Raw genomic sequence first — 21164 nt, forward strand, 5'->3', positions numbered from 1 at the left:
CTGGTGTTGAGCGTGATCTCGGTGCAGAGGTTGGACGAGTGCACCACGCCGGCATGCTGCTGCGGCGAGCGCACGTTGCAGGCGTCCTTGAAGGTGATCCAGGGATGGCCGGTCTCGAACAGCATCGTGAGCATCTTGCGCCACAGGTCGGTCGCCTGGACGGTCTTGCTCGGCTTGATCTCGCCGCGGGCGGCCTGCGCTTCGTAGGCGACGTAGGCGGTTTCGAACGCCGCGCCGAACAGGTCGTGCAGGTCCGGTACGGAGGAGGGCGAGAACAGCGTCCAAGCGCCCTTTTCCATCACACGGCGCATGAACAGGTCGGGGATCCAGTTGGCGGTGTTCATGTCGTGCGTGCGGCGGCGGTCGTCGCCGGTGTTCTTGCGCAGCTCCAGGAACTCCTCGATGTCGAGGTGCCAGGTTTCCAGGTAGGTGCAGACGGCGCCCTTGCGCTTGCCGCCCTGGTTCACCGCCACGGCGGTGTCGTTCACCACCTTCAGGAACGGCACCACGCCTTGCGATTCGCCGTTGGTGCCCTTGATGTGGGAGCCGAGCGCCCGCACCCGGGTCCAGTCGTTGCCGAGGCCGCCGGCGAACTTCGACAGCAGCGCGTTTTCCTTGATCGCGTCGTAGATGCCGTCGAGCGCGTCGGGCACGGTGGTCAGGTAGCACGAAGACAACTGCGAACGCAGCGTGCCGCTGTTGAATAGCGTGGGGGTGGACGACATGAAGTCGAACGAGGACAGCACCTCGTAGAACTCGATAGCGCGGGCTTCGCGATCGGTCTCCTTCAGGGCCAGGCCCATCGCCACGCGCATGAAGAAGGCCTGCGGCAGCTCGATGCGGGTCTTGCGGATGTGCAGGAAATAACGATCGAACAGCGTCTGCAGTCCGAGGTAGTCGAACTGCATGTCGCGTTCGGCCTTCAGGGCCTTTGCGAGGCGCGGCAGGTCGTAGGTGAGCAGGGCGGGATCGAGCAGTTCGGCCTCGACACCTTTCTGGACGAAGCCCGGGAAATACTCGGCGTACGCCGCCGGCATCTCGGCCTGGGTCACGTCGCGGCCGAGCACTTCCTTGGCGATGGTGTGGGCCAGCAGCCGGGCGGTGGCGTAGGTGTAGTCGGGATCCTTCTCGATCAGCGTCCGCGCGGCCAGGATAGAGGCCTTGTACACCTCGTCGACCGGCACGCCGTCGTAGAGGTTGCGCATCGTCTCGGCGACGATCGGCTCGGCCTTCACATCGGCACCCAGACCTTCGCAGGCTGCCTCGATCAGGCCCTGCAGCCGCTGCACGTCCAACACGAAGCGCTGGTCGCCGTCGGTGACGGTGAGGGCGGGCGTGGAGGGGGTGGCGTCCTTCTGCTGCTGGGCGCGTTCCTGCGCATGACGCTCGCGGTAGAGCACGTAGGCGCGCGCGACCTCGTGGTGGCCGCCCCGCATCAGGCCGAGTTCGACCTGGTCCTGCACGTCCTCGATATGGAAGGTGCCGCCGCCGGGACGCGAACGCATCAGGGCGCGCACCACCGCCTCGGTCAGCGAATCCACCGTTTCCCGCACGCTGGCCGATGCGGCGCCCTGGGTGCCGTGGACAGCGAGAAATGCCTTCATCATCGCGACCGCGATCTTCTGCGGGGTGAACGGCACCACTGCACCGTTGCGGCGAATGAGCTGGTACTGCGACACGGCGCCGGGTGCGGTCGCGGCGGGCGACGGCTCTATACGCGCGGCGAGCGGATGGCGGGAAGCGCCCGTGGCGGGGCTGGTCGAGGCGACAGTTTGCATTGAATGTCCTCTGGACGAAGGCGGTGGAAAGAGAGGCGCCGCACGGATGGAACCGGGATGCGGCACACGAAAAAGCTTGAAGCGAGACCGGCTGCGACCCACTATATCTAGGGTGTCGCGGGTTTTCAAACGCTACCTATAGTGTAGCGGCGTGGAAAGCGGCTGCCGGACCAGCCGGGCGAAAACGCCTGTTTCCGCCATCGCTTCCGGCCATATCGGACGGCAGCGCGCACGGGTGCTGCGTCGTCGCCGGCCCTGCCAACGCTGGCGCGGTGCAGCGGTCGATTTGGCTTGGAAAGCCGCATGGCTGCTGGCCTTTGCCGGACTGCCCGACCCGCCGGACCATGGCGCCGGGAAGCCGCCACGCCACGGTCGTTTTATTACATCTTGTGGCGGGGAAAGGCTGACAGGGTCCAGTCGAGCGACCTGCGTAACGCACCCCAGTCGAAACCGTCACCCGGATCGCCTTTGCGGCCCGGCGCGATGTCGGAATGGCCGGCGACATGCCGGATCGGATAACGGTGGCCGATCGCGGCGCACAGGCGCGCCAGCACCGGGTACTGGCGCGGATCGAAGGTGTCGCCTTCGAGGCCTTCCAGCTCGATGCCGATCGAGTCGTCGTTGCAGTTGTCGCGTCCGCGGTAGGACGACCGGCCGGCGTGCCACGCGCGGCGGTCGCCGTCGACGAACTGCAGCACCTGTCCGTCGCGACGCACGAAGAAGTGGGCAGAGACTTCGATGCCGCGGATCGTGGCGAAGTAGGGGTGGGCATCCCAGTCGAGCGTGTTAGCGAACAGCGCCTCCACTTCGCCGCCGCCGTAGACGCCGGGCGGCAGGCTGATCGAATGCACGACGATCAGGTCGATGCAGGCATCGGCCGGCCGCGGTCCGTGGTTCGGCGACGGGCGCCGCTCGGCCGGCTGCCACCAGCCGCCGTCCCAGTCGCCGGATGGCTCAAACACGCGGTGTACCGTCGTCGTCGGCCCCGTTGTCGCTGCTGTCGCGCGGGCCGGCGATGTCGAGCCGCTCGATCCGGTAGCGGATCTGCCGCAGGCTGATGCCGAGCCGCGCGGCCGTCGCGGTGCGGTTGAAACGGTTCTCCAGCAATGCCTTGACGAGAATCTCCCGCTCGCGGGCGTCGAGGTAGCCTTGGAGATCGTCGGGCATCGGGACCGGCGTATCGCGGCCGACGGCCGGGGTAACGATGGTCGGCGTGGACGCCGTGGTACCGGAGGGGCTCGACGCCGACAGGGGGACCGGCCGGCCTTCCGCCGCAGCGGCGGCCGGCGGGCCGGGGTCCGGCAGGTTGAACGCGGGTTCATCCAGATCGATCTGCAGCAGGTCGCCCTCGCTCAGCGCGACTGCACGGTGCAGCAGGTTTTCCAGTTCGCGCACGTTGCCGGCCAGCGGATGGGCGGCGAGCCGGTCCAGGGCCTCCGGCGACAACGCAGGCACCGGCAGGCCCGATTCGCCGGCGATGCGTGCCAGCAGCGCGGCGGCGAGCTGCGGCAGATCCTCGCGGCGTTCGCGCAGCGGCGGCACCACGATCTCGATCACGTTGAGCCGGTAATAGAGATCCTGCCGGAACCGGCCGGCCTTCACGTCGGCCGCCAGGTCGCGGTGGGTCGCGCTGACGATGCGCACATCGACCGGCTCTTCCTGGGTGGCGCCGAGCGGCCGCACGCTGCGCTCCTGGATCGACCGCAGCAGCTTGGACTGCATCGCCAGCGGCAGTTCGCCGATCTCGTCGAGGAACAGGGTGCCGCCGCGCGCGGCCTGGAAAAATCCGTCGCGGTCGGCGAGGGCGCCGGTGTAGGAGCCCTTGCGGGCGCCGAAGAACTCGGCTTCGAGCAGGCTTTCGGGGATCGCGCCGCAGTTCACCGCGACCAGCGGCCCGTCCGCCCGGTGGCTGCAGGCATGCAGCGCCCGCGCCACCAGTTCCTTGCCGGTGCCAGATTCGCCGCGGACCAGCACCGGCGCCATGCTGCGGGCGACCTTGGCGATGCGCTGCTTGACCGTTGCCATCGCAGCCGAGCTGCCGACGAGCTTCGCCAGCGCGGCGTCGCTGCCGGGCGCGGCCGATGGCGCGCCTCCGGCCGTGCGCGCCGGTGCCGCCGAAGCGACGGGCGCCTCCGCTCCGGTCCGCACGGCTGCGGCCACCACCGTGCGGAACTGCTTCAGGTCCACCGGCTTGGTCCGGTAGTCGAAGGCGCCGGCTTTGAGCGCCTCCACCGCGTTCTCCGCGGAGCCGTAGGCGGTAATGACGACGCAGCGCTCGCGGCGGCCGTGGCTGCGCAGGAACTGCAGCACCTCCAGCCCGGACCCGTCGGGCAGGCGCATGTCGGAGATCACCGCGCCGAACGCCTGCTGCGCCAGATGGTCGCGGGCCTCGGCGACCGTCGCGGCCGAGGTGACCTGGTAGCCCTCACGCAGGAGCGTGAGTTCGTAGAGGATGCGCAGATCGGGTTCGTCGTCCAGCACCAGGATGGGCAGGGCGGCGGCAGACGGGCGGCTGCTGGCGGCGGAACTCATCGTTCTATTGTGGCGTGTCGAACACGGCCTCGCCCGACGCAGGCGCCGGCGGGCGGAAGGCGATGGTGAATGCGTTGCCGGGCAGGTCGCCACGCCCGGTCGGGCGGGCGATGCGGCGGTAGCCGATCGCCGCGCCGTGGCGTTCGCACAGCTCGCGGCAGATGTGCAGGCCGAGTCCGCTGGAGCGGCTTTCCGACGAGAAGAACGGCTCGAACAGCCGCTGCTCGACCGTCGGCTCCAGCGGCGGGCCGTCGCTCCACACCTCCAGCAGCGCCTGGCCGCCGGATACCGTCCAGGTGCGGACCTGCAATGCGTCGTCGTGCGGCGTGATGTAGCGCAGCGCGTTGTCGAGCAGGTTCACCAGCACGCGGCGCAGGTGCTCGGCGTCGAACTCGACCACCGTGCCGGGCGCCTCGCCGATCCACTGCAGGCCGCAGCCCCGGCCGGCATGGACGTGCCAGTCGAGGCAGACGATCGAGACGCTGTCGTCCAGCACCAGCCGGGCGCCGTCGAAATCGAAGCGGCGCTGTGCACGCGAGACGTCGAGCACCTCCTCGGCGATGCGCACCAGGCGCTGGGCGTTCTGGCGCACCAGCTGGGCGAGCTGCTTCTGGCCCGGATCGTGCAGTTCCTCGTCGAGCAACTGGTTGGCCTGCACGATGGCGGCGAGCGGGTTGCGAATCTCGTGCGCCACTGCCGCCGACATGCGGCCCATCGCCGCGAGTTTTTCGGTACGCAGGCGCGCCTCGGTTTCGCGCAGGTCTTCCAGGAACATGACGCACAGCCCGCCGGCGAGCTGGCCGTCGGGCGGCGTGGGGCGCGTCTTGACATGCAGTCGGCGCGGGCCGGCCCCTTCGTACTGCAGCGTCACGTCCGCCGCCTGCCGCCCTCCACCCGCGAGGGTGCGCCCGGCCAGCTCGGCCAGCGGCTGCCAGACCGGTGTGCTGCGCAGCGAGAAGGGCGGCGGCACGGCCCGGGCGGCGGTGCCGAGCAGCTGCCGTGCCGCCGGATTGGCCGCGTGGACCGTGTCGTGCACATCGATCACCAGCACCCCGTCGGCCAGCGACTCGATCACCAGTTCGTTGACCTGCGCCTGCACCGCGGCCGCATGCTCGCTGCGGCGTGCGGCTTCCTCCTCGCGCGCGAGGCGGGCGGCCAGCGGATGGACCAGGATCGCGACCAGGAAGTACCCGATGCCGGTGAGGCCCGCCTGCACGAAGCGCGGTGCGGCGGCGCCCGGCACCTGCCACCAGAACGCGACCGCATCGGCGAGCAGCAGCAGCGTGACGCCCGCCGCCGTGCCCCAGGCGGTGCGGCGGGTGCCGAGCACCGCCGCCATCAGCACCGGCAGGCCGAAGAGCGGTGTGTAGTTCGCCGCGCCCGACTGCAGCGATTGCATCGCGGCGAAGGCCAGCAGGTCCACGCCGACCGTCGGCACCCAGAGCCGCGCGGCGAGCCGCTCGCCCGGCCGGGGGCGCAGCGCCGCCCGCACGAAGAGGGTGGCGCCGACGTAGGCGATGCACAGCAGGAGGAAGGCGGGGTCGAAACCTTGCCCCATCGCGTAGGTCAGCCCCTGCAGCAGCAGCACCGCCACGGCGACCAGCAGCCGCGCGGTGGTGAAGCCGTTCCAGATGCGCAGTTCGGTCGGATCGAAGGAGCCGAACCAGCGCAGGCCGGCGTTCATCGCGACCATCGTGTCCGGGGTCAGCCGCGGATCGCGCGCTGCCGGTGGTCGGTGCAGCAGAAATGGCGACCGTCCGGTGCGGGCAGCGCATCGGTCTGCGGCAGGTGCAGGCCGCACCAGTCGCAGGCGACCATCGGCTCCGGTGCGGCGATGCGCGGCGCGGCGGGCGGCGGCGCCACATCGCGGCCGACCCGGTTGCGCCCGCCGCGCAGCAGCCACAGCAGCAGGGCGATCGCCGCGAGCAGCACCAGCAGCTTCATGGACGGCCCAGCACCACTTCGAGCACGAACCGGGAGCCGACATAGGCCAGCAGCAGCAGCGCCGATCCCGCGTACAGCCAGCGCAACGCGGTGCGTCCGCGCCAGCCGAAGCGCATGCGGCCGAGCAGCAGCACCAGGAACGTCGCCCACGACAGCACTGAGAACACCGCCTTGTGGTCCCAGCGCCAGGCGCGGCCGTACAGCACTTCGCCGAACAGCAGCCCGGCGGCGAGCGTGGCGGTCAGCAGCACGAAGCCGGCCGTGACGAAGCGGAAGGTCAGGCGCTCCAGCGTCAGCAGCGGCATGCCGCTCTGTGGCTCGGCGGCGCGGCGCATCTGCCGCTCGGCGCGGGTCATCAGCCAGGTGTGGACCAGCGCGGCGGCGAACAGCCCGTAGGAGGCGATGCCGAGCGCCAGGTGCAGCGGCAGCCACGGCGATTCCTCGACGTGCAGCGGCGTGCCGGGAAACACCAGCGACAGCAGCACCGCGACCGCGCCGAGGCCCGACAGCGTCCAGCGCGCCTGCATGCGGGGATAGAGCCGGCTTTCCACGCCGTAGACGGTCAGCACCAGCCACGCGGTGATCGACAGCGCCGGCGCGAAGCCGAAGAGCGGCGCCGGTCCGAGCAGTCCCCGCGCCAGAAGCGCCCCGTGCAGCAGCCAGGCGATGACCAGCACCGCGCGCCCGGCGCTCGCGGCGATGCGGCCGGCGAGCGCGGCGGGCAGCGCATAGGCCAGCGCCGCGGCAAGGCCCAGGACCATGCTGGCGGGGGGCACGCTGGCTAGAATCATGGCCCGAGTTTAGTGGCGTTTCCCCCGTCGCCCGGCCCGCGGCAACGCCCGCCGGCGCCCGCCCTCTTCACCTTCCGACCCCCCCCCTCCGCATGGCATCCGCACTCACCGACAAACTCTCCCGGCTCGTCAAGGAAATGCGCGGCCAGGCCCGCATCACCGAGTCCAACGTGCAGGACATGATGCGCGAGGTGCGCATGGCGCTGCTCGAGGCCGACGTCGCGCTGCCGGTGGTGCGCGACTTCATCGCGCGGGTCAAGGAAAAGGCGCTCGGCCAGGAAGTCATGGGCTCGCTCAAGCCGGGCCAGGCGCTGGTCGGCATCGTCAACCGCGAACTCGCGGCGACGATGGGCGAAGGGATCGCCGACATCAATCTGCAGGCCCAGCCGCCGGTGGTGATCCTGATGGCCGGCCTGCAGGGCGCCGGCAAGACCACCACCACCGCCAAGCTGGCCAAGCACCTGATCGAGAAACGAAAGAAGAAGGTGCTGACCGTGTCGGGCGACGTGTACCGTCCAGCCGCGATCGAGCAGCTGAAGACCGTGACGAAGCAGGCCGGCGCCGAATGGTTCCCCAGCACGCCGGACCAGAAGCCGCTCGCGATCGCCCAGGCCGCACTCGACCATGCCAAGCGCCACTATTTCGACGCGCTGCTGGTCGACACCGCCGGCCGCCTCGCGATCGACGAGGTGCTGATGCGCGAGATCCAGGAACTGCACGGCTTCCTGAAGCCCACCGAGACGCTGTTCGTCGTCGATGCGATGCAGGGCCAGGACGCGGTCAACACCGCCAAGGCGTTCAAGGAGGCGCTGCCGCTGACCGGCATCGTGCTGACCAAGCTCGACGGCGATTCCCGCGGCGGTGCGGCGCTGTCGGTGCGGCAGGTGACCGGCGCGCCGATCAAGTTCGCCGGCGTGTCCGAAAAGATCGACGGCCTGGAAGTGTTCGACGCCGAGCGCCATGCCGGCCGCATCCTCGGCATGGGCGACATCGTGGCGCTGGTCGAGCAGGTCACCGCCGGCGTGGACATGGAGGCGGCGCAGAAGCTCGCCGCCAAGGTCAAGAGCGGCGACGGTTTCGACCTGAGCGACTTCCTCGGCCAGCTGCAGCAGATGAAGCAGATGGGGGGGCTGTCGAGTCTGATGGACAAGATGCCGGCCGAACTCTCGGCCAAGGCCGGTCAGGTCGACATGGACAAGGCCGAGCGGGACATCAAGCGGAAGGAAGGGATCATCCAGAGCATGACGCCGCTGGAGCGCCGCAAGCCCGACCTGATCAAGGCGACGCGCAAGAAGCGCATCGCCGCCGGTGCCGGCGTGCAGGTCCAGGAGGTCAACCGCTTGCTCAAGGAGTTCGAGCAGATGCAGACCATGATGAAGAAGATGAAGGGCGGCGGCCTGATGAAGATGATGAAGCGCATGGGCGGCATGAAGGGCCTGGGCGGCGGCGGCATGCCCAAGCTGCCGTTCTAGGCCAATTCTGAAGCTTTCGGGCCTTTTGCGCAGGTCCTGCCTGCGCAACGTGCTATCGAATCAGGAGCAAACAAAAAAGCCGGCAGATGCCGGCTTTTTTGTTGGGCGGATGCGCCGCGATCAGGCGGCGATCGCGACCGGTGCCGCCAGGCGCGGCCGGGACAGACGGCTCGCATGCAGCCGGGCCCGGCGCAGCACCGACGGCGACCAGCGCTCTTCCGGGATCAGCAGGAAGCCGCGGCTGCGCATCATGCTGCCCAGTTCGATGTGGCTGGTGGCCACGCTGACCGGGATCGCCAGCAGCAACGGCAGGCCGACCGGCAGCAGCCAGACCAGGGCGCTCGCGTCGATCGCGGCGATGCCGGCGGCCAAGGCGGCGATGACGGCGGTCATCGGGGCCAGGCTGGCGGCGGCGTCGCGCCAGGACAGCGCCAGCGCTTCCCGCGGGGGCGACTTCCACTCCAGCTTCCAGCCGGTCACGGCGATCAGCACGAACAGCGAGTGCGCCAGCATCCGGACCGGCGACTGCAGCAGCGCCATGACGCTTTCAAGCACCGAGCTCTTCAGCAGGCCCCAGGTGCCGCCGAACATGCGCTGCTCGCCCTTCATCAGCACCGCGGCGATGCCCAGGATGCGCGGCAGGAACAGGATCGACACGGTGAAGGCCCACAGGCCCAGCAGTTCGGCCGGCAGCACGCTCAGGTTGGTGCTGGCGATCTTGCTGCCCGACAGCCACAGGGCGGTGCCGAGTGTCAGGAAGGCGAGCCACAGCGGGGCCGACACATACGACAGGGCGCCGGTGACGAACATCGCGCGGTGCACCCGGTGCAGGCCGGGCTCGGCCATCAGGCGGGCATTCTGCAGGTTGCCCTGGCACCAGCGGCGGTCGCGCTGTAGCTCGGACAGCAGGTCCGGCGGCTGCTGTTCGTAGCTGCCGACCAGATCGGACACCAGCCACACCTGGTAGCCGGCACGGCGCATCAGCGCGGCTTCGACGAAGTCGTGGCTCATGATGCCGCCGGCCATGCCGCCGGTGCCCTTGATCGGGGCCAGCGCGCAGTGCTGCATGAACGGCTCGACGCGGATGATCGCGTTGTGGCCCCAGTAGTGGGACTCGCCGAGCTGCCAGTACTGCATGCCGAGCGTGAACAGGCGGCCGGTCATGCGGGAGGCGAACTGCTGCGAGCGGGCATGCAGCGTGGCATGGCCGATCGACTGGGTGGCGGTCTGGATAATGCCGGCCTTTGGGTGGGCTTCCATCAGCTTGACCATGTTGGACAGGCAGTCGCCGCTCATCACGCTGTCCGCATCCAGCACCACCATGTAGCGATAGTCCTTGCCCCAGCGGCGGCAGAAGTCGGCCACGTTGCCGGCCTTGCGGTGGCTGCGGCGGGTGCGCAGGCGGTAGTACACCTCGACCTGCGGCTGGTCCGGGTTGGCGGCGAGGGCGGCGCGCAGGTCTTCCCAGGCGGCGCGCTCGGCACGGGCGATCTCGGGGTCGTAGCTGTCGGACAGCACGAACACGTCGAACACCCGGCTGTTGCCGGTCGCGGCGACCGATTCGCAGGTGGCGCGCAGGCCGGCGAACACGGTGGCGACGTCCTCGTTGCAGATCGGCATGATGATCGCGGTGCGGGCGTCCGGGTTCATCGTATGGCCCTGCACCTCCTGGGCCGACAGCGTGAACGGATCGCCGCGCAGCGACACCCAGAAACCCATCAGCGCCGTCGTGAAGCCGGTCACCACCCAGGCCGACAGCAGCGCGAACAGCGCGGTCTGGCCGTACTGCAGCCAGGCGCTGTCGTATTGCGGCTGGATGCCGGCGAACAGCGTGGTGGCGACCACGGTGGTCAGCACCGTGATCAGCAGGAAGGCCAGGCGGCGGCGGGAAGCGGCCTTCTGCCAGGGTTCGGGGTTGCGCTTCTCGGCATCGAGCGGGGTGTCGGCGCCGCGGCCCCGGCCGGTCACGGCCAGCAGCAGCGCGGTGCCGACGCTGTTCCAGAAACCGCGCCACGGCAACGGCACCATGGAGCCGCGGTTCACCGGCGGAGCGGTGACGGCGTTGGGATGGCGTTCTTCGCGCAGTGCGCTGCGGCGGGAGGCGACAGCGAGGCGGCGGAGGGGGGCGGAGGTGATTCGCATGCGAGCTTCATTGCAAAGCCCGTGCCAATCAAAAAATATTATTCAAAAACAACGACATGGAAGAAAAATCTCATGTCGTTTGCACGAAAAAACAGCAGCGCCCCCGTGAAAACCCTCGAATTTGTCGCCGGGCGGCGACAGCTGCTTGTAGTCCCTATGGAAAACGCAATGAAATCAAGGTGTTGCGCGCGTCGGGATCAGGCGACACCCTCGCTGCCGGCAGCGACACCGTCCGCCTTGAAGTGGCCGGGCGTCAACGCGTGTTTCTGCAGCAGCCGGTAGAACTCGGTCCGGTTGCGGTCGGCCAGCCGGGCGGCGTCGGCGACGTTGCCGTCGGTGAGCTTCAGCAGCCCGACCAGGTACTCGCGTTCGAATTTCTGCTTGGCGTCGGCATAGTTCAGCACCTCGACCGACGGCGCGCGCAGCGCTCGCTGGACCAGTGCCAGCGGCACCAGCGGGGTAGACGACAGGGCACACACCTGCTCGACCACGTTGTAGAGCTGTCGCACATTGCCCGGCCATGCGGCGGTGGTGAGCGCCTTCAGGGCTTCCGGCGCGAAGCCGGACAGCCGCTTGCCGTATTTGCCGGCCAGCTTCTGCAAAAAATGGTTGGCCAGCAGCGGGATGTCCTCCCGGCGCTCGCCGAGCGTCGGCAGCGCCAGGGTCACCACGTTCAGGCGGTAGTAGAGGTCCTCGCGGAACTGGCCGGCGGCCATCGCGGCATCGAGGTCGCGGTGGGTCGCCGAGACGATGCGCACATCGACCGGGATCGACTGGCTGGAGCCGAGCGGCCGCACCGCGCGCTCCTGCAGCACCCGCAGCAGCTTGACCTGCAGGGCCGGCGGCATGTCGCCGATCTCGTCGAGCATCAGCGTGCCGCCGTCGGCCGCCTGGAACAGGCCCTTGTGGTTGCTGTGGGCGTCGGTGAAGGCGCCCTTCATGTGGCCGAACAGTTCCGACTCGAGCAGGTTCTCCGGGATGGCGCCGCAGTTCACCGCGACGAACGGCTTCTTCGCGCGCGGACTGGCCCGGTGGATCGCGCGGGCGAGCAGCTCCTTGCCGGCGCCGCTGTCGCCGCGCAGCAGCACCGAGGCGTCGGACTGCGCGATCATCCGCGCCTCTGCCAGCACCTCGGCCATGCGGCTGGAGCGGCTGACGATCTCGGCGCGCCAGGATTCGTCGGCCTTCACCGGCGTCTCGATGGCGGCTCCGAGCGCCAGGGCCTGACCGATCTTGTCGAGCAGTTCCCGGCCGTCGAAGGGCTTGGTGAGGTAGCTGAAGACGCCGCGCGAGGTGGCCTCGACCGCGTCGGGAATGGTGCCGTGCGCGGTCAGCAGGATCACCGGCAGCGACGGATGGCGGGCGCGAACCGTGTCGAACAGCGCCAGGCCGTCCTTGCCGGGCAGCTGCACGTCCGACAGCACCACCTGCGGCACCGCGATGTCGAGCTGGTTCAGGGCCGATTCGGCCGAGCTGACAGCGGTGACCCGGTAGCCGGCCGCGGTGAGCCGCATCGACAGCAGCCGCAGCATGTCGGCATCGTCGTCGACCACCAGGATGCTGTGGCCGGCGCCGCCGGCGGAGGGGGAAGCGGCGGAAGCGGGGCTCATCGGCGGGTCCTCAGGGTTTGGCCGCGGGTGCGCCGTTGCCGCCCGGACGGGTCAGGCTGCGCTCGATCGCGCGCACCGCCTCCAGCCGGTCGTTGAGCTGATCGATGCGGCGCTGCAGGTCGCGCACCTGCTGGTTTTGCCGGTCCAGCGCGTCCTCCACCCGGCGCTGTTCGGCGAACCGTGCGGCCAGCAGGCGGGCCATCGGCTGCAGCCGCCGGGCATCCTCGGTGGTGTTGGCCAGGATTTTCTGCAGCAGGCCCTGGGCGCGCTGCAGGTCCTGAGGCGCCCGGGTCTGGGCCAGCGCCAGCACCATCTGCAGGTCGTGGAACGGCGAGCGCAGGCTGTCCGGCAGGTCGCCCAGCCGGGCGATCTCGGCCGTCAGTTCGCCCGGCGCCATCGACCGCAGGCGGTCGGCATAAGCCAGCACCGAGACATTGCCTTCGGTGGGCCGCAGCACCGGCGAATCGGGCGGGCGGGCCAGCGCGAGCGATTCGGCGCGCGCTTCGGCCCGTGCCTCTGCGGCGGCGGCCGCGCGTTCGCTGCGCGCGGTGTCGGCCACGGCGGGCGCGGCGGCTGCGGGCGTCGCGGACACGGCGGGCGCGGCGGCCGCGAGCGGCGGGGCCGGCGGCGGCACCGCCGTCGTCGCGCAGCCGGCGACCAGCAGCGCAGGCCAGAGCGCCGCCAGGCGCGGCGGGAACGGTCGGCTAAAGGGCATGGGGCAATTCGATCCGGAAATGGGCGCCCGCGCTGTCGGTGAGCAGCGCGATCTGACCGCCATGGGCGGCGATGTATTCATGGACGATGGACAGGCCGATGCCGTTGCCGCGGGCGGCATCCTCGGGCTGCAGCTGTCCGCGGTAGAAGGGTTCGAAGATGCGGTCGCGGTCGCCTTCCGGCACGCCGGGGCCGTCGTCCTGCACTTCGATGCGGGCGCGGCCCTCGGCCTGGCCGACGCGCAGCACGATGGTGCCGCCGCGCGGCGAAAAGCGGATCGCGTTCGACAGCAGGTTGGCGACCGCCGTCGCGATCTTGGCCGCGTCGATCTGCAGCACCAGCGGCCGGCCCTCGACCCGCACCGCGAGGCCGCGCGCCTGCCACTGCAGCCGCTGGCCGTCGACCTGCTCCTCGACCAGCTGCAGCAGGTCGGTCTTCTCGCGCTGCAGCTGCCGGGCCTCGAAGGCGGCGGCGTTGAAGCGCAGCAGCGCCTCGATCTGGCTCTGCAGCACCATGGTGTTCTGCTGCAGGATGCGCGCGACCTCGCGCTGGTTGTCGGTCAGCGGACCGGCCACGCCGTCTTCCAGCAGCGCCACGCCTTCGCGCAGCGCGGCCAGGGGCGTCTTCAGTTCGTGCGAGATGTGCCGCAGGAAGCGCGCCTTGTCGGCGTCGAGCTCGGTCAGCCGCAGCCGCAGCCATTCCAGCTGCTGGCCGACCCGGCGCACGTCGGCCGGACCGCGGATGTCGATCGGGTCTTCCAGCCGGTTCTCGCCGAGCCCGACGATCGCGCGCTCCAGCCGCTTGAACGGCCGCGCCAGCCACACGCCGAGCGCCACGGCCAGCGCCACCGCCAGGCCGATGGTGCCGATCACCATGCGCGTCAGGCGGGCCCGGCTGTCGTCGAGCTGGGCAGCGAGGGCGCGGTTGCGTTCCTCGATCGCCCGCTGCACCTCCTGGGCAACGGCCGCGTTGACCTGCTCCAGCTCGCGGAACGCGGCGGCCATGGCGCGCTCGCGGTCCAGCGCCGTCTCCGGCGGGCCGGCGAACAGGGCGGAGATGGTCGCGAGCTGGGCGCGCCAGCGGGTCGCGACGTCCGGCGGCACGTCGCCGGGCTCCAGGTCGGCAAGCTGGGCGGCGCCCTCGCGCGCCGCCTCGTCGAAGCGGCGACGCAGCATCGCGTCGTTCAGGATCAGCGACTGGCGGCCGGCGCGCTCCATCGTCGCGCTGCGGTCGGCGATCGCCTGGACCGCGGCGCTCAGCTGCAGCGCGCGGGCCGAGAAACCGCGGCTCTGCGCCATCAGTCCGTCGAAGGTGAACACGGCCCGCAGCGAGATGCCGCCCAGCAGCGCGGCGATCAGCAGAAAGGCCAGCAGCAGGAACTGCTGGAAGGAACCGAAGGTCGGCCGGCGCCGGCGGTGCGGCACCGTCATGCGGCAACCGGCGCCCGGTCGTCCTCGCGCAACAGTACCTCGCCGCGCAGCGAATAGCCGGCGGTCTCGGCGATGCGCACGTCCACCATCTGGCCGACCAGCCGCGGCGGCGCGTCGAACACCACCACCCGGTTGCACTCGGTGCGGCCCATCAGTTCGGGACGGCCGGGGCCGGCCTTCTTCGACGGCCCCTCGACCAGGATGCGCTGCACGGTGCCGACGCGCGAGGCGCTGATCCGGCGGACGTTGTCCTCGATGGCCGCCTGCAGTTCCTGCAGCCGCGCCAGCTTCACCGCGTGGGGCGTGTCGTCCGGCAGGTTGGCCGCCGGCGTGCCGGGCCGGGGGCTGAAGATGAAGCTGAACGAGGTGTCGTAGCCGACGTCGTGGATCAGCCGCATCATCTTTTGGAAGTCCTCGTCGGTCTCGCCGGGGAAGCCGACGATGAAGTCGCTGCTCATCGCCAGGTCGGGCCGGATCGCACGCAGCTTGCGGATCGTGCTCTTGTATTCCATCGCGGTGTAGCCGCGCTTCATCGCCATCAGGATGCGATCGCTGCCGTGCTGCACCGGCAGATGGAGGTGGCTGACCAGCTTCGGCACTTCGGCATAGGCCTGGATCAGCCGCGGCGTGAACTCGTTCGGATGGCTCGTCGTGTATCGGATGCGCTCGATGCCCGGGATCTCGGCCACGTACTCGATCAGCAGCGCGAAGTCGGCGATCTCGTCGGTATCGCCCATCCGGCCGCGGTAGGCATTGACGTTCTGGCCGAGCAGCGTGACTTCGCGCACGCCGTGGTCGGCCAGGCCCGCCACCTCGACCAGCACGTCGTCGAACGGCCGGCTCACTTCCTCGCCGCGGGTGTAGGGCACCACGCAGTAGCTGCAGTACTTGGAGCAGCCTCCCATGATCGAGACGAAGGCGCTCGGCCCCTCGACCCGGGCCGGTGGCAGGTGGTCGAACTTCTCGATCTCGGGGAAGCTGATGTCGACCTGCGGCCGGTCCTGACGTTCGCGGGCGGCGAGCATCTCGGGCAGGCGGTGCAGCGTCTGCGGGCCGAACACCACGTCGACGAACGGCGCGCGCGCGATGATCGCCGCGCCTTCCTGGCTCGCCACGCAGCCGCCGACGCCGATCTTCACGCCGCGCGCCTTCAGGTGCTTGACGCGGCCCAGGTCGCTGAACACCTTCTCCTGCGCCTTCTCGCGGACCGAGCAGGTGTTGAACAGGATCAGGTCGGCTTCCTCCACGTCCTGCGTCGGCTCGTAGCCCTGGGCGGCGCCCAGCACGTCGGCCATCTTGTCCGAGTCGTACTCGTTCATCTGGCAGCCGAAGGTTTTGATGAAGACTTTCTTGCTCATGGCGGCGCGGGGTCCGGGAATATTGTGTGTGCTATGAAAATGAGAGCTGGATGCGCAGATGGGACGGGCGCAGGAGGCCGATTGGCCTCCGATATCGGCAGGATCAGGAGCCGAACAGGCTGCCGAACCACGAAGGCTGCTCGGCGCCGCGGCGCTTCACCGCGGCTTCCTCGGGACTCAGCAGCCACACGTCGCCGATCAGGCCGGTGGCCGGGTCGCGCAGGTAGTTCACCGCCAGTTCCTGGCCGATCAGCGTGCCCGACATGACCAGCATGTTCTGCGCGTTGCGGATGCGGGCGCCGGGGGCGAGCTGCGCATCGCGGCCGTCGATCTGCACCTGCGGCGGCGCGACGATCCGCAGCCGGCCGCGCAGCGCGGATTCGGGGAACGGGCGGGTCTGCGAATGCGCGGCGCCGGTGGCGAGCAGGCCAGCGGCGCACAGCACCTGCGCGGCCGCGCGCCGGGACAGGCGGGCGGATCGGGCGGGGGCGGGGAGGGAAGAAGAAGGCGGGCCGCAGCGGTTCATGGTGTCATCCAGAGGCTGGTGAACCCGCAATTCTAGGGGCCGCCCCCGATGCGGCGCCGGACCTGCCGGCGGTATCCGCACCGTGCAGCAGCCGCTGCCCGACCGCGGCGATCACCGCCGACCGCGGCGTGGTGCGCAGCTGCACCAGCGCCAGGGTGCGCGGCTCGGTCGCCTGCGCGATCGGCGCCATGCGCAGCCGGCGGTCGGTCGCCCAGGCCGTGCCGTCGCCGAGCTGCGGTAGCACCGTCACGCCGAGGCCCGAGCGGACCAGGTCGACGATCGCCTCGATCGAGTTCAGCTCCAGGAACTCCTGCGGCCGGGCACGCAACCGGCGCAGCGTGCGCTCGACCAGCTGGCCGGTGTGCTCGTCGCGGGCGAAGCGGATGAACGGATGGCGCTCGACGGCCGCACGCGCGCCGGTGGCCGGCCAGGCGGCGGGGGCGAGCAGCACCATCGGCTCGGTGTAGAGCGGCGTCCAGGCCAGGCTCGGCCGGCGCAGCGCCGGGTCCTGCACCACCACGGCGGCGTCGATCTCGCCGGCCTCGACCTGCGCGATCAGCCGGTCGGACTTGCCGGAAGACACGTGCAGGTCGAGCGCCGCATGCCGCCCCTTGAGCGCGAGCGTCGCCTGCACCAGCCGCGCCAGCGCCGACACCACCGCACCGAAGCGCACCGTGCCGGCCATCGGCGCATCGGCCATCGCGCCGTGCAGCACCCCGTCGTAGAGCGCGACCATCTGCGCGGCGACCGGCAGCAGCGCCCGGCCATGCTCGTTGAGCGCGACCACCTTGCCGTGCCGGGTGAACAGCGTCCGCCGCAGGTCGGCTTCCAGCGTGCGCATCTGCAGCCCGACGGCTGAGGCGGTGAGCGCCACCCGATGGGCGGCGGCGGTGAAGGAGCCTTCCGCCGCGACGGCGAGGAAGGTGCGCAGGACACGCAGGCTGGGCATGGGGGCTCCCGCAGATGGACAAGTTTTTCTTCGGAGATGCCCAAGCATTTTCCGCTGTCGCCCAAGGCTTTCTTTGCCAACAATGGCCGGCATCGTCCTCGATTGCGCTGGAGTCGCCATGCACCGTCCCGCCCGCCCGTCCTTCCGCGCCGCCCGGCGCACCCTGTTGCAGGCCGCCTGTGCGGCGGCCGCCGGCCTCGCCGCAGGCGGTGCCGCTGCCGCCGAACCCTGGCCGTCGCAGCCGCTGAAGATGATCGTCGGCTTCGCCCCGGGCGGCGCCAACGACATCCTGGCGCGCATCATGGCCAAGGAACTGCAGCAGAACCTGGGCCAGACGGTGGTGGTGGAGAACCGCGCCGGCGCCGGCGGCCTGATCGCCGACGAGGTGGTCGCCAAGGCGCCGGCCAACGGTCACACGCTGCTGCTCGGCTCGATCGGCGGCAACACCATCGCGCCGGTGCTGGCCAAGAAGCTGACCTTCGACCCGCGCAAGGACCTGGCGCCGATCTCGCTGGTCGCCGAATCCGGCAACGCATTGCTGGTGAACGCCCAACTGCCGTACCGCAACGTGCGCGACTTCATCGCGGCAGCGAAGAAGCAGCCGGGCAGCATCAACTACGCCTCGTCCGGCAGCGGCTCCACGCTGCACCTGGCGGGCGCGCTGTTCGCGCAGCAGGCGGGCGTGGACCTGGTCCACATCCCGTACAAGGGCAACAGCCAGGCGATCACCGACGTGTCGGGCGGCCAGGTGCAGGCGATCTTCTCCGGCATCCCGCCGGCGATCGCATCGGCCAAGACCGGCCAGACCCGCATCCTGGCGGTGACGACCGCGCAGCGGGTCAAGTCGCTGCCCGACGTGCCGACCATCGCCGAGGCCGGCGTGCCAGGTTATGCGTTCGCCTCCTGGTACGGCCTGTTCACCACCGGCGGCACCGACCCGGCGATCGTGGCGCGGCTCGCGGCCGAGGTGAAGAAGATCGTCGCCAAGCCCGAAGTGCAGGCACAGTTCGCGGTGCAAGGCGTGGAGCCGGTCACCAGCGATCCGAAGAGCTTCGCCGCGCAGATCGACCGCGAACTCACCCGCTGGACCCGCGACGTGAAGGCGATGGGCATCAGCCTCGACTGACCACGCCGTCTCCCGCCCGCCCTGCCATCCATCACCGAGACACGAGGATCCTTCCGATGATCGACTTCCAGCACGCCAACGCCTACTCGTCCCTGCGCATCCCGGTCTTCGCGCGCAACGCCGTCTCCACCTCGCATCCGCTGGCCGCGCAGGCCGGGCTGCGCATGCTGTGGCAGGGCGGCAATGCGGTCGATGCCGCGATCGCGGCCGCGGCGGCGATGACGATCGTCGAGCCGGTCAGCAACGGCCTGGGGTCGGACGCGTTCTGCATCCTGTGGGACGGCAAGGAACTGCACGGCCTGAACGCCTCGGGCCGCGCGCCGCAGGGCTGGACGCCCGAATACTTCCACGGCCGCTACGGCGCCGACAAGGCCGCGCCGCCGCGCCGGGGCGTCGACTCGGTCACCGTGCCGGGCGCGGTCAGCGCCTGGGTGGCGCTGTCGGAGCGCTTCGGCAAGCTGCCGTTCGCCGACCTGATGGCGCCGGCCGCCGAGATCGCCGAACGCGGCTACCTGGTGCCGCCGGTGGTGCAGCAGAAGTGGGCCGCCGGCGCGCCGGAGCTGCAGGCGCAGCCGGGCTTCGCCGACTCCTTCCTGCCCCGCGGCCGGGCGCCGCGCGTCGGTGAGCTGTTCCAGTTTCCGGCAGCGGCCCGTGCGCTGCGCAGCATCGGCGAGACCAAAGGCCGCAGCTTCTACGAGGGCGAGATCGCCGCGGCGGTCGCGGCCTTCGTGCAGCAGCACGGTGGCTGCCTGAGCGCCGCCGACCTGGCCGCGCACCGGCCCGAATGGGTGACGCCGCTGGCGCAGGACTACCGCGGCTTTACGCTGCACGAGATCCCGCCGAACGGCCAGGGCATCGCCGCTCAGATCGCGCTCGGCATCCTGGGCAACTTCGACCTGGCGTCGCTGCCGGTCGATTCGGTCGCGTCGCAGCACCTGCAGATCGAAGCGGTGAAGCTGGCCTTCGCCGACGTGTACCGCTACGTGGCCGAGCCGGGCGGCATGGAGGTCACGCCCGAGCAGATGCTGGACGCCGGCTACCTCGCCGAGCGTGCGAAGCTGATCGATCCAAAGCGCGCGCAGGACTTCAAGGCCGGCAACCCGGTCAAGGGCGGCACGATCTACCTGACCGCCGCCGACGAGAGCGGGATGATGGTCAGCTTCATCCAGAGCAACTTCGCCGGCTTCGGCTCCGGCGTGGTCGAGCCGACCTTCGGCATCAGCCTGCAGAACCGCGGCCACGGCTTCAACACTGATCCGCGCGGCGCCAACCGTGCCAACCTGGTGGCGCCCGGCAAGCGGCCGTTCCACACGATCATCCCGGCCTTCCTGACCCACAGCGGCCAGCCGGTGATGAGCTTCGGCGTGATGGGCGGCAACATGCAGCCGCAGGGCCATATGCAGACCGTCGTGCGCATGCTCGACTACCAGCAGAACCCGCAGATCGCCTGCGACGCGCCGCGCTGGCGCTTCAACGAGGGCCTGGAGATCAACGTCGAGGCGGCGATGGACCCGGCCACGGTGCAGGGACTGCAGGCGCTCGGCCACCAGGTCGCGGTGATCGACGATCCGTACCAGGATTTCGGCGCCGGCCAGTTCATCTGGCGCATGGGCGATCCGGCGACCGAGGGCTACCTCGTAGCCAGCGATCCGCGGCGCGACGGCCTCGCTGCCGGGTTCTAAAGGGAAACCCCCCGAGCGGCTGCGCCGCTCCCCCCCTTTGCTGCGCAAGGGGGGCGACGCTGGCGGACCGGCGGAGCCGGACCCGTGGCGTCCCGCGTGAAACGACCGCTGTGGGCGTCGGCGGAGGAGCGGGGTGCCGACTACGGAGGCAGCAGGAGGTCGCGCTGTGTTTCGGCGATACCGCGCAGGGCATCCCACACCGCGCGCATGCGCGGCAGGTGCTTGATCTCCTGCGGCATCGACATCCAGAAGGTGCGTTCGAAGGCGACCTGGCCGGGCAGTAGGCGCACCAGCCGCGGGTCGCGGTCGGCGAGGAAGGCGGGCAGCACCGCCACCCCGGCGCCGGCCGCCGCCGCATGCTGCTGCGCGACCACGCTGGTGCTGCGCAATACGAAGCGCTGCGGGCCGCCGAGCTCCTGCAGGTACTGCAGTTCCTTGCTGAAGATCAGGTCGTCCACGTAGCCGATGAAACCGTGGCGGCGCAGTTCGTCGGGCGATGCGGGCATACCCTGGGCGTCGAGGTAGGCCGGCGACGCATAGGGATAGAGCGCATAGGTGCAGAGCCGCGTCACCACGAACGGGCCGCGCACCGGCCGCTCCAGCGCGACCACGATGTCGGCTTCCCGGCGCGAGATGTTGACCGTCTTGGAAACGGCGACCAGGTCGATGGCCAGCCGGGGATGCCCGGCCGCGAACAGCGCCAAGCGCGGCGCCAGCACCACCGTGCCGAAACCCTCGGTCGCGCCGATGCGGATCGCACCGGCGAGGGTCTCCTGCCGGTCGTCGCTCGCGCCTTGCAAGGCCAGCGCGGCGTGCTCCATCGCTTCGGCGCGCGGCAGCAGTTCACGGCCGCGCTCGGTCAGCACCATGCCGGCCGCCTGCCGGGTGAAGAGCGCGGCGCCCAGGTGCTTCTCCAGCGACTGGATGCGGCGCGAGACGGTAGTGTGGTCGACCGCCAGACGCCGGGCGGCGGCGACCAGCGTGCCGGTGCGGGCGAGTTCGAGGAAGAAGCGGAGGTTGTCCCAGTCCATGCGGTGTGTGCCGCGTCGTGCTGTGCAGAAATGCAAAGCCGCATGCAGTGATGCCTATTGTCTCGGCAAATTTGCAGAC

Annotated in this window: 17 protein-coding genes; 3 read left to right on the top strand and 14 right to left on the bottom strand. The window is 70.3% G+C overall.

Features of this window, described 5'->3' with window-relative positions:
- From QZ500_RS14150 to ccsA, 6 genes are all read right to left on the bottom strand, one after another.
- The coding region (locus QZ500_RS14150) for a ribonucleoside-diphosphate reductase subunit alpha (RefSeq protein WP_295856046.1) at window positions 1-1778 on the bottom strand (1778 nt) is incomplete at its 3' end.
- Between the two features lie 380 nt (window positions 1779-2158).
- Complete coding sequence (gene ampD / locus QZ500_RS14155) at window positions 2159-2740, bottom strand: 1,6-anhydro-N-acetylmuramyl-L-alanine amidase AmpD (protein WP_295856047.1); 582 nt, start codon at window positions 2738-2740, stop codon at window positions 2159-2161.
- Entirely contained in the window at window positions 2733-4310 is a 1578-nt protein-coding gene (locus tag QZ500_RS14160) for a sigma-54 dependent transcriptional regulator (protein WP_295856048.1), read from the bottom strand. The genes ampD and QZ500_RS14160 overlap by 8 nt, the downstream gene beginning before the upstream one ends.
- 4 nt (window positions 4311-4314) lie before the next feature.
- Window positions 4315-6003, bottom strand: coding sequence for an ATP-binding protein (locus QZ500_RS14165; RefSeq protein WP_295856049.1), 1689 nt, complete (start codon window positions 6001-6003; stop codon window positions 4315-4317).
- 11 nt (window positions 6004-6014) lie between these two features.
- Window positions 6015-6254 (bottom strand): PP0621 family protein, encoded by a 240-nt coding sequence (locus QZ500_RS14170; RefSeq protein ID WP_295856050.1) that lies wholly within the window; start codon window positions 6252-6254, stop codon window positions 6015-6017.
- Window positions 6251-7045, bottom strand: a complete 795-nt coding sequence (ccsA, locus tag QZ500_RS14175; RefSeq protein ID WP_295856051.1) for a cytochrome c biogenesis protein CcsA — start codon at window positions 7043-7045, stop codon at window positions 6251-6253. Before ccsA ends, QZ500_RS14170 begins: the two co-directional genes overlap by 4 nt.
- A 92-nt stretch (window positions 7046-7137) precedes the next feature.
- Between ccsA and ffh the strand changes: the two genes are divergently transcribed.
- Window positions 7138-8517 (top strand): signal recognition particle protein, encoded by a 1380-nt coding sequence (gene ffh, locus QZ500_RS14180; protein ID WP_295856052.1) that lies wholly within the window; start codon window positions 7138-7140, stop codon window positions 8515-8517.
- Window positions 8518-8637: 120 nt separating this feature from the next.
- Here ffh and mdoH read toward each other — a convergent pair whose 3' ends face one another.
- The 7 genes from mdoH to QZ500_RS14215 form a co-directional block, all read right to left on the bottom strand.
- On the bottom strand, window positions 8638-10659 hold the full coding sequence (gene mdoH, locus QZ500_RS14185; protein WP_295856053.1) for a glucans biosynthesis glucosyltransferase MdoH: 2022 nt from the start codon (window positions 10657-10659) through the stop codon (window positions 8638-8640).
- 197 nt (window positions 10660-10856) lie between these two features.
- The gene (locus tag QZ500_RS14190) at window positions 10857-12269 is read right to left on the bottom strand and encodes a sigma 54-interacting transcriptional regulator (protein WP_295856054.1); all 1413 of its coding nucleotides are present in this window, start codon (window positions 12267-12269) and stop codon (window positions 10857-10859) included.
- A gap of 10 nt (window positions 12270-12279) precedes the next feature.
- A complete protein-coding gene (locus QZ500_RS14195; RefSeq protein WP_295856055.1) occupies window positions 12280-12984 on the bottom strand; it encodes a hypothetical protein in 705 nt (234 codons plus the stop codon).
- Window positions 12974-14413 (bottom strand): ATP-binding protein, encoded by a 1440-nt coding sequence (locus tag QZ500_RS14200; RefSeq protein WP_295856056.1) that lies wholly within the window; start codon window positions 14411-14413, stop codon window positions 12974-12976. The genes QZ500_RS14195 and QZ500_RS14200 overlap by 11 nt, the downstream gene beginning before the upstream one ends.
- The gene (miaB, locus tag QZ500_RS14205) at window positions 14410-15771 is read right to left on the bottom strand and encodes a tRNA (N6-isopentenyl adenosine(37)-C2)-methylthiotransferase MiaB (protein ID WP_295856057.1); all 1362 of its coding nucleotides are present in this window, start codon (window positions 15769-15771) and stop codon (window positions 14410-14412) included. The genes QZ500_RS14200 and miaB overlap by 4 nt, the downstream gene beginning before the upstream one ends.
- Before the next feature lie 103 nt (window positions 15772-15874).
- The gene (locus tag QZ500_RS14210) at window positions 15875-16297 is read right to left on the bottom strand and encodes a hypothetical protein (protein ID WP_295856058.1); all 423 of its coding nucleotides are present in this window, start codon (window positions 16295-16297) and stop codon (window positions 15875-15877) included.
- A 4-nt stretch (window positions 16298-16301) separates the two neighbouring features.
- On the bottom strand, window positions 16302-17246 hold the full coding sequence (locus QZ500_RS14215; protein ID WP_295856059.1) for a LysR family transcriptional regulator: 945 nt from the start codon (window positions 17244-17246) through the stop codon (window positions 16302-16304).
- Window positions 17247-17364: 118 nt separating this feature from the next.
- Here QZ500_RS14215 and QZ500_RS14220 point away from each other — a divergent pair, with 118 nt between their 5' ends.
- Window positions 17365-18372 carry a tripartite tricarboxylate transporter substrate binding protein gene (locus tag QZ500_RS14220; RefSeq protein WP_295856060.1) on the top strand — a complete coding sequence of 336 codons (1008 nt, stop codon included), beginning with the start codon at window positions 17365-17367 and terminating at the stop codon, window positions 18370-18372.
- 56 nt (window positions 18373-18428) lie between these two features.
- Window positions 18429-20054, top strand: a complete 1626-nt coding sequence (locus tag QZ500_RS14225; RefSeq protein WP_295856061.1) for a gamma-glutamyltransferase family protein — start codon at window positions 18429-18431, stop codon at window positions 20052-20054.
- A 140-nt stretch (window positions 20055-20194) separates the two neighbouring features.
- Here QZ500_RS14225 and QZ500_RS14230 read toward each other — a convergent pair whose 3' ends face one another.
- Window positions 20195-21085, bottom strand: coding sequence for a LysR family transcriptional regulator (locus QZ500_RS14230; RefSeq protein WP_295856062.1), 891 nt, complete (start codon window positions 21083-21085; stop codon window positions 20195-20197).
- Window positions 21086-21164 lie beyond the last annotated feature (79 nt).

Source organism: uncultured Xylophilus sp., assembly GCA_913776965.1.
In the GTDB taxonomy this organism is placed as follows: Bacteria; Pseudomonadota; Gammaproteobacteria; order Burkholderiales; family Burkholderiaceae_C; genus Xylophilus.

Coding starts and splice junctions, on each gene's coding strand:
- QZ500_RS14160 (WP_295856048.1), bottom strand. CDS start 4,310: ATGAGTTCCGCCGCCAGCAGCCGCCCGTCTGCCGCCGCCCTGCCCATC.
- QZ500_RS14165 (WP_295856049.1), bottom strand. CDS start 6,003: ATGGTCGCGATGAACGCCGGCCTGCGCTGGTTCGGCTCCTTCGATCCG.
- QZ500_RS14170 (WP_295856050.1), bottom strand. CDS start 6,254: ATGAAGCTGCTGGTGCTGCTCGCGGCGATCGCCCTGCTGCTGTGGCTG.
- ccsA (WP_295856051.1), bottom strand. CDS start 7,045: ATGATTCTAGCCAGCGTGCCCCCCGCCAGCATGGTCCTGGGCCTTGCC.
- ffh (WP_295856052.1), top strand. CDS start 7,138: ATGGCATCCGCACTCACCGACAAACTCTCCCGGCTCGTCAAGGAAATG.
- mdoH (WP_295856053.1), bottom strand. CDS start 10,659: ATGCGAATCACCTCCGCCCCCCTCCGCCGCCTCGCTGTCGCCTCCCGC.
- QZ500_RS14190 (WP_295856054.1), bottom strand. CDS start 12,269: ATGAGCCCCGCTTCCGCCGCTTCCCCCTCCGCCGGCGGCGCCGGCCAC.
- QZ500_RS14195 (WP_295856055.1), bottom strand. CDS start 12,984: ATGCCCTTTAGCCGACCGTTCCCGCCGCGCCTGGCGGCGCTCTGGCCT.
- QZ500_RS14200 (WP_295856056.1), bottom strand. CDS start 14,413: ATGACGGTGCCGCACCGCCGGCGCCGGCCGACCTTCGGTTCCTTCCAG.
- miaB (WP_295856057.1), bottom strand. CDS start 15,771: ATGAGCAAGAAAGTCTTCATCAAAACCTTCGGCTGCCAGATGAACGAG.
- QZ500_RS14210 (WP_295856058.1), bottom strand. CDS start 16,297: ATGAACCGCTGCGGCCCGCCTTCTTCTTCCCTCCCCGCCCCCGCCCGA.
- QZ500_RS14215 (WP_295856059.1), bottom strand. CDS start 17,246: ATGCCCAGCCTGCGTGTCCTGCGCACCTTCCTCGCCGTCGCGGCGGAA.
- QZ500_RS14220 (WP_295856060.1), top strand. CDS start 17,365: ATGCACCGTCCCGCCCGCCCGTCCTTCCGCGCCGCCCGGCGCACCCTG.
- QZ500_RS14225 (WP_295856061.1), top strand. CDS start 18,429: ATGATCGACTTCCAGCACGCCAACGCCTACTCGTCCCTGCGCATCCCG.
- QZ500_RS14230 (WP_295856062.1), bottom strand. CDS start 21,085: ATGGACTGGGACAACCTCCGCTTCTTCCTCGAACTCGCCCGCACCGGC.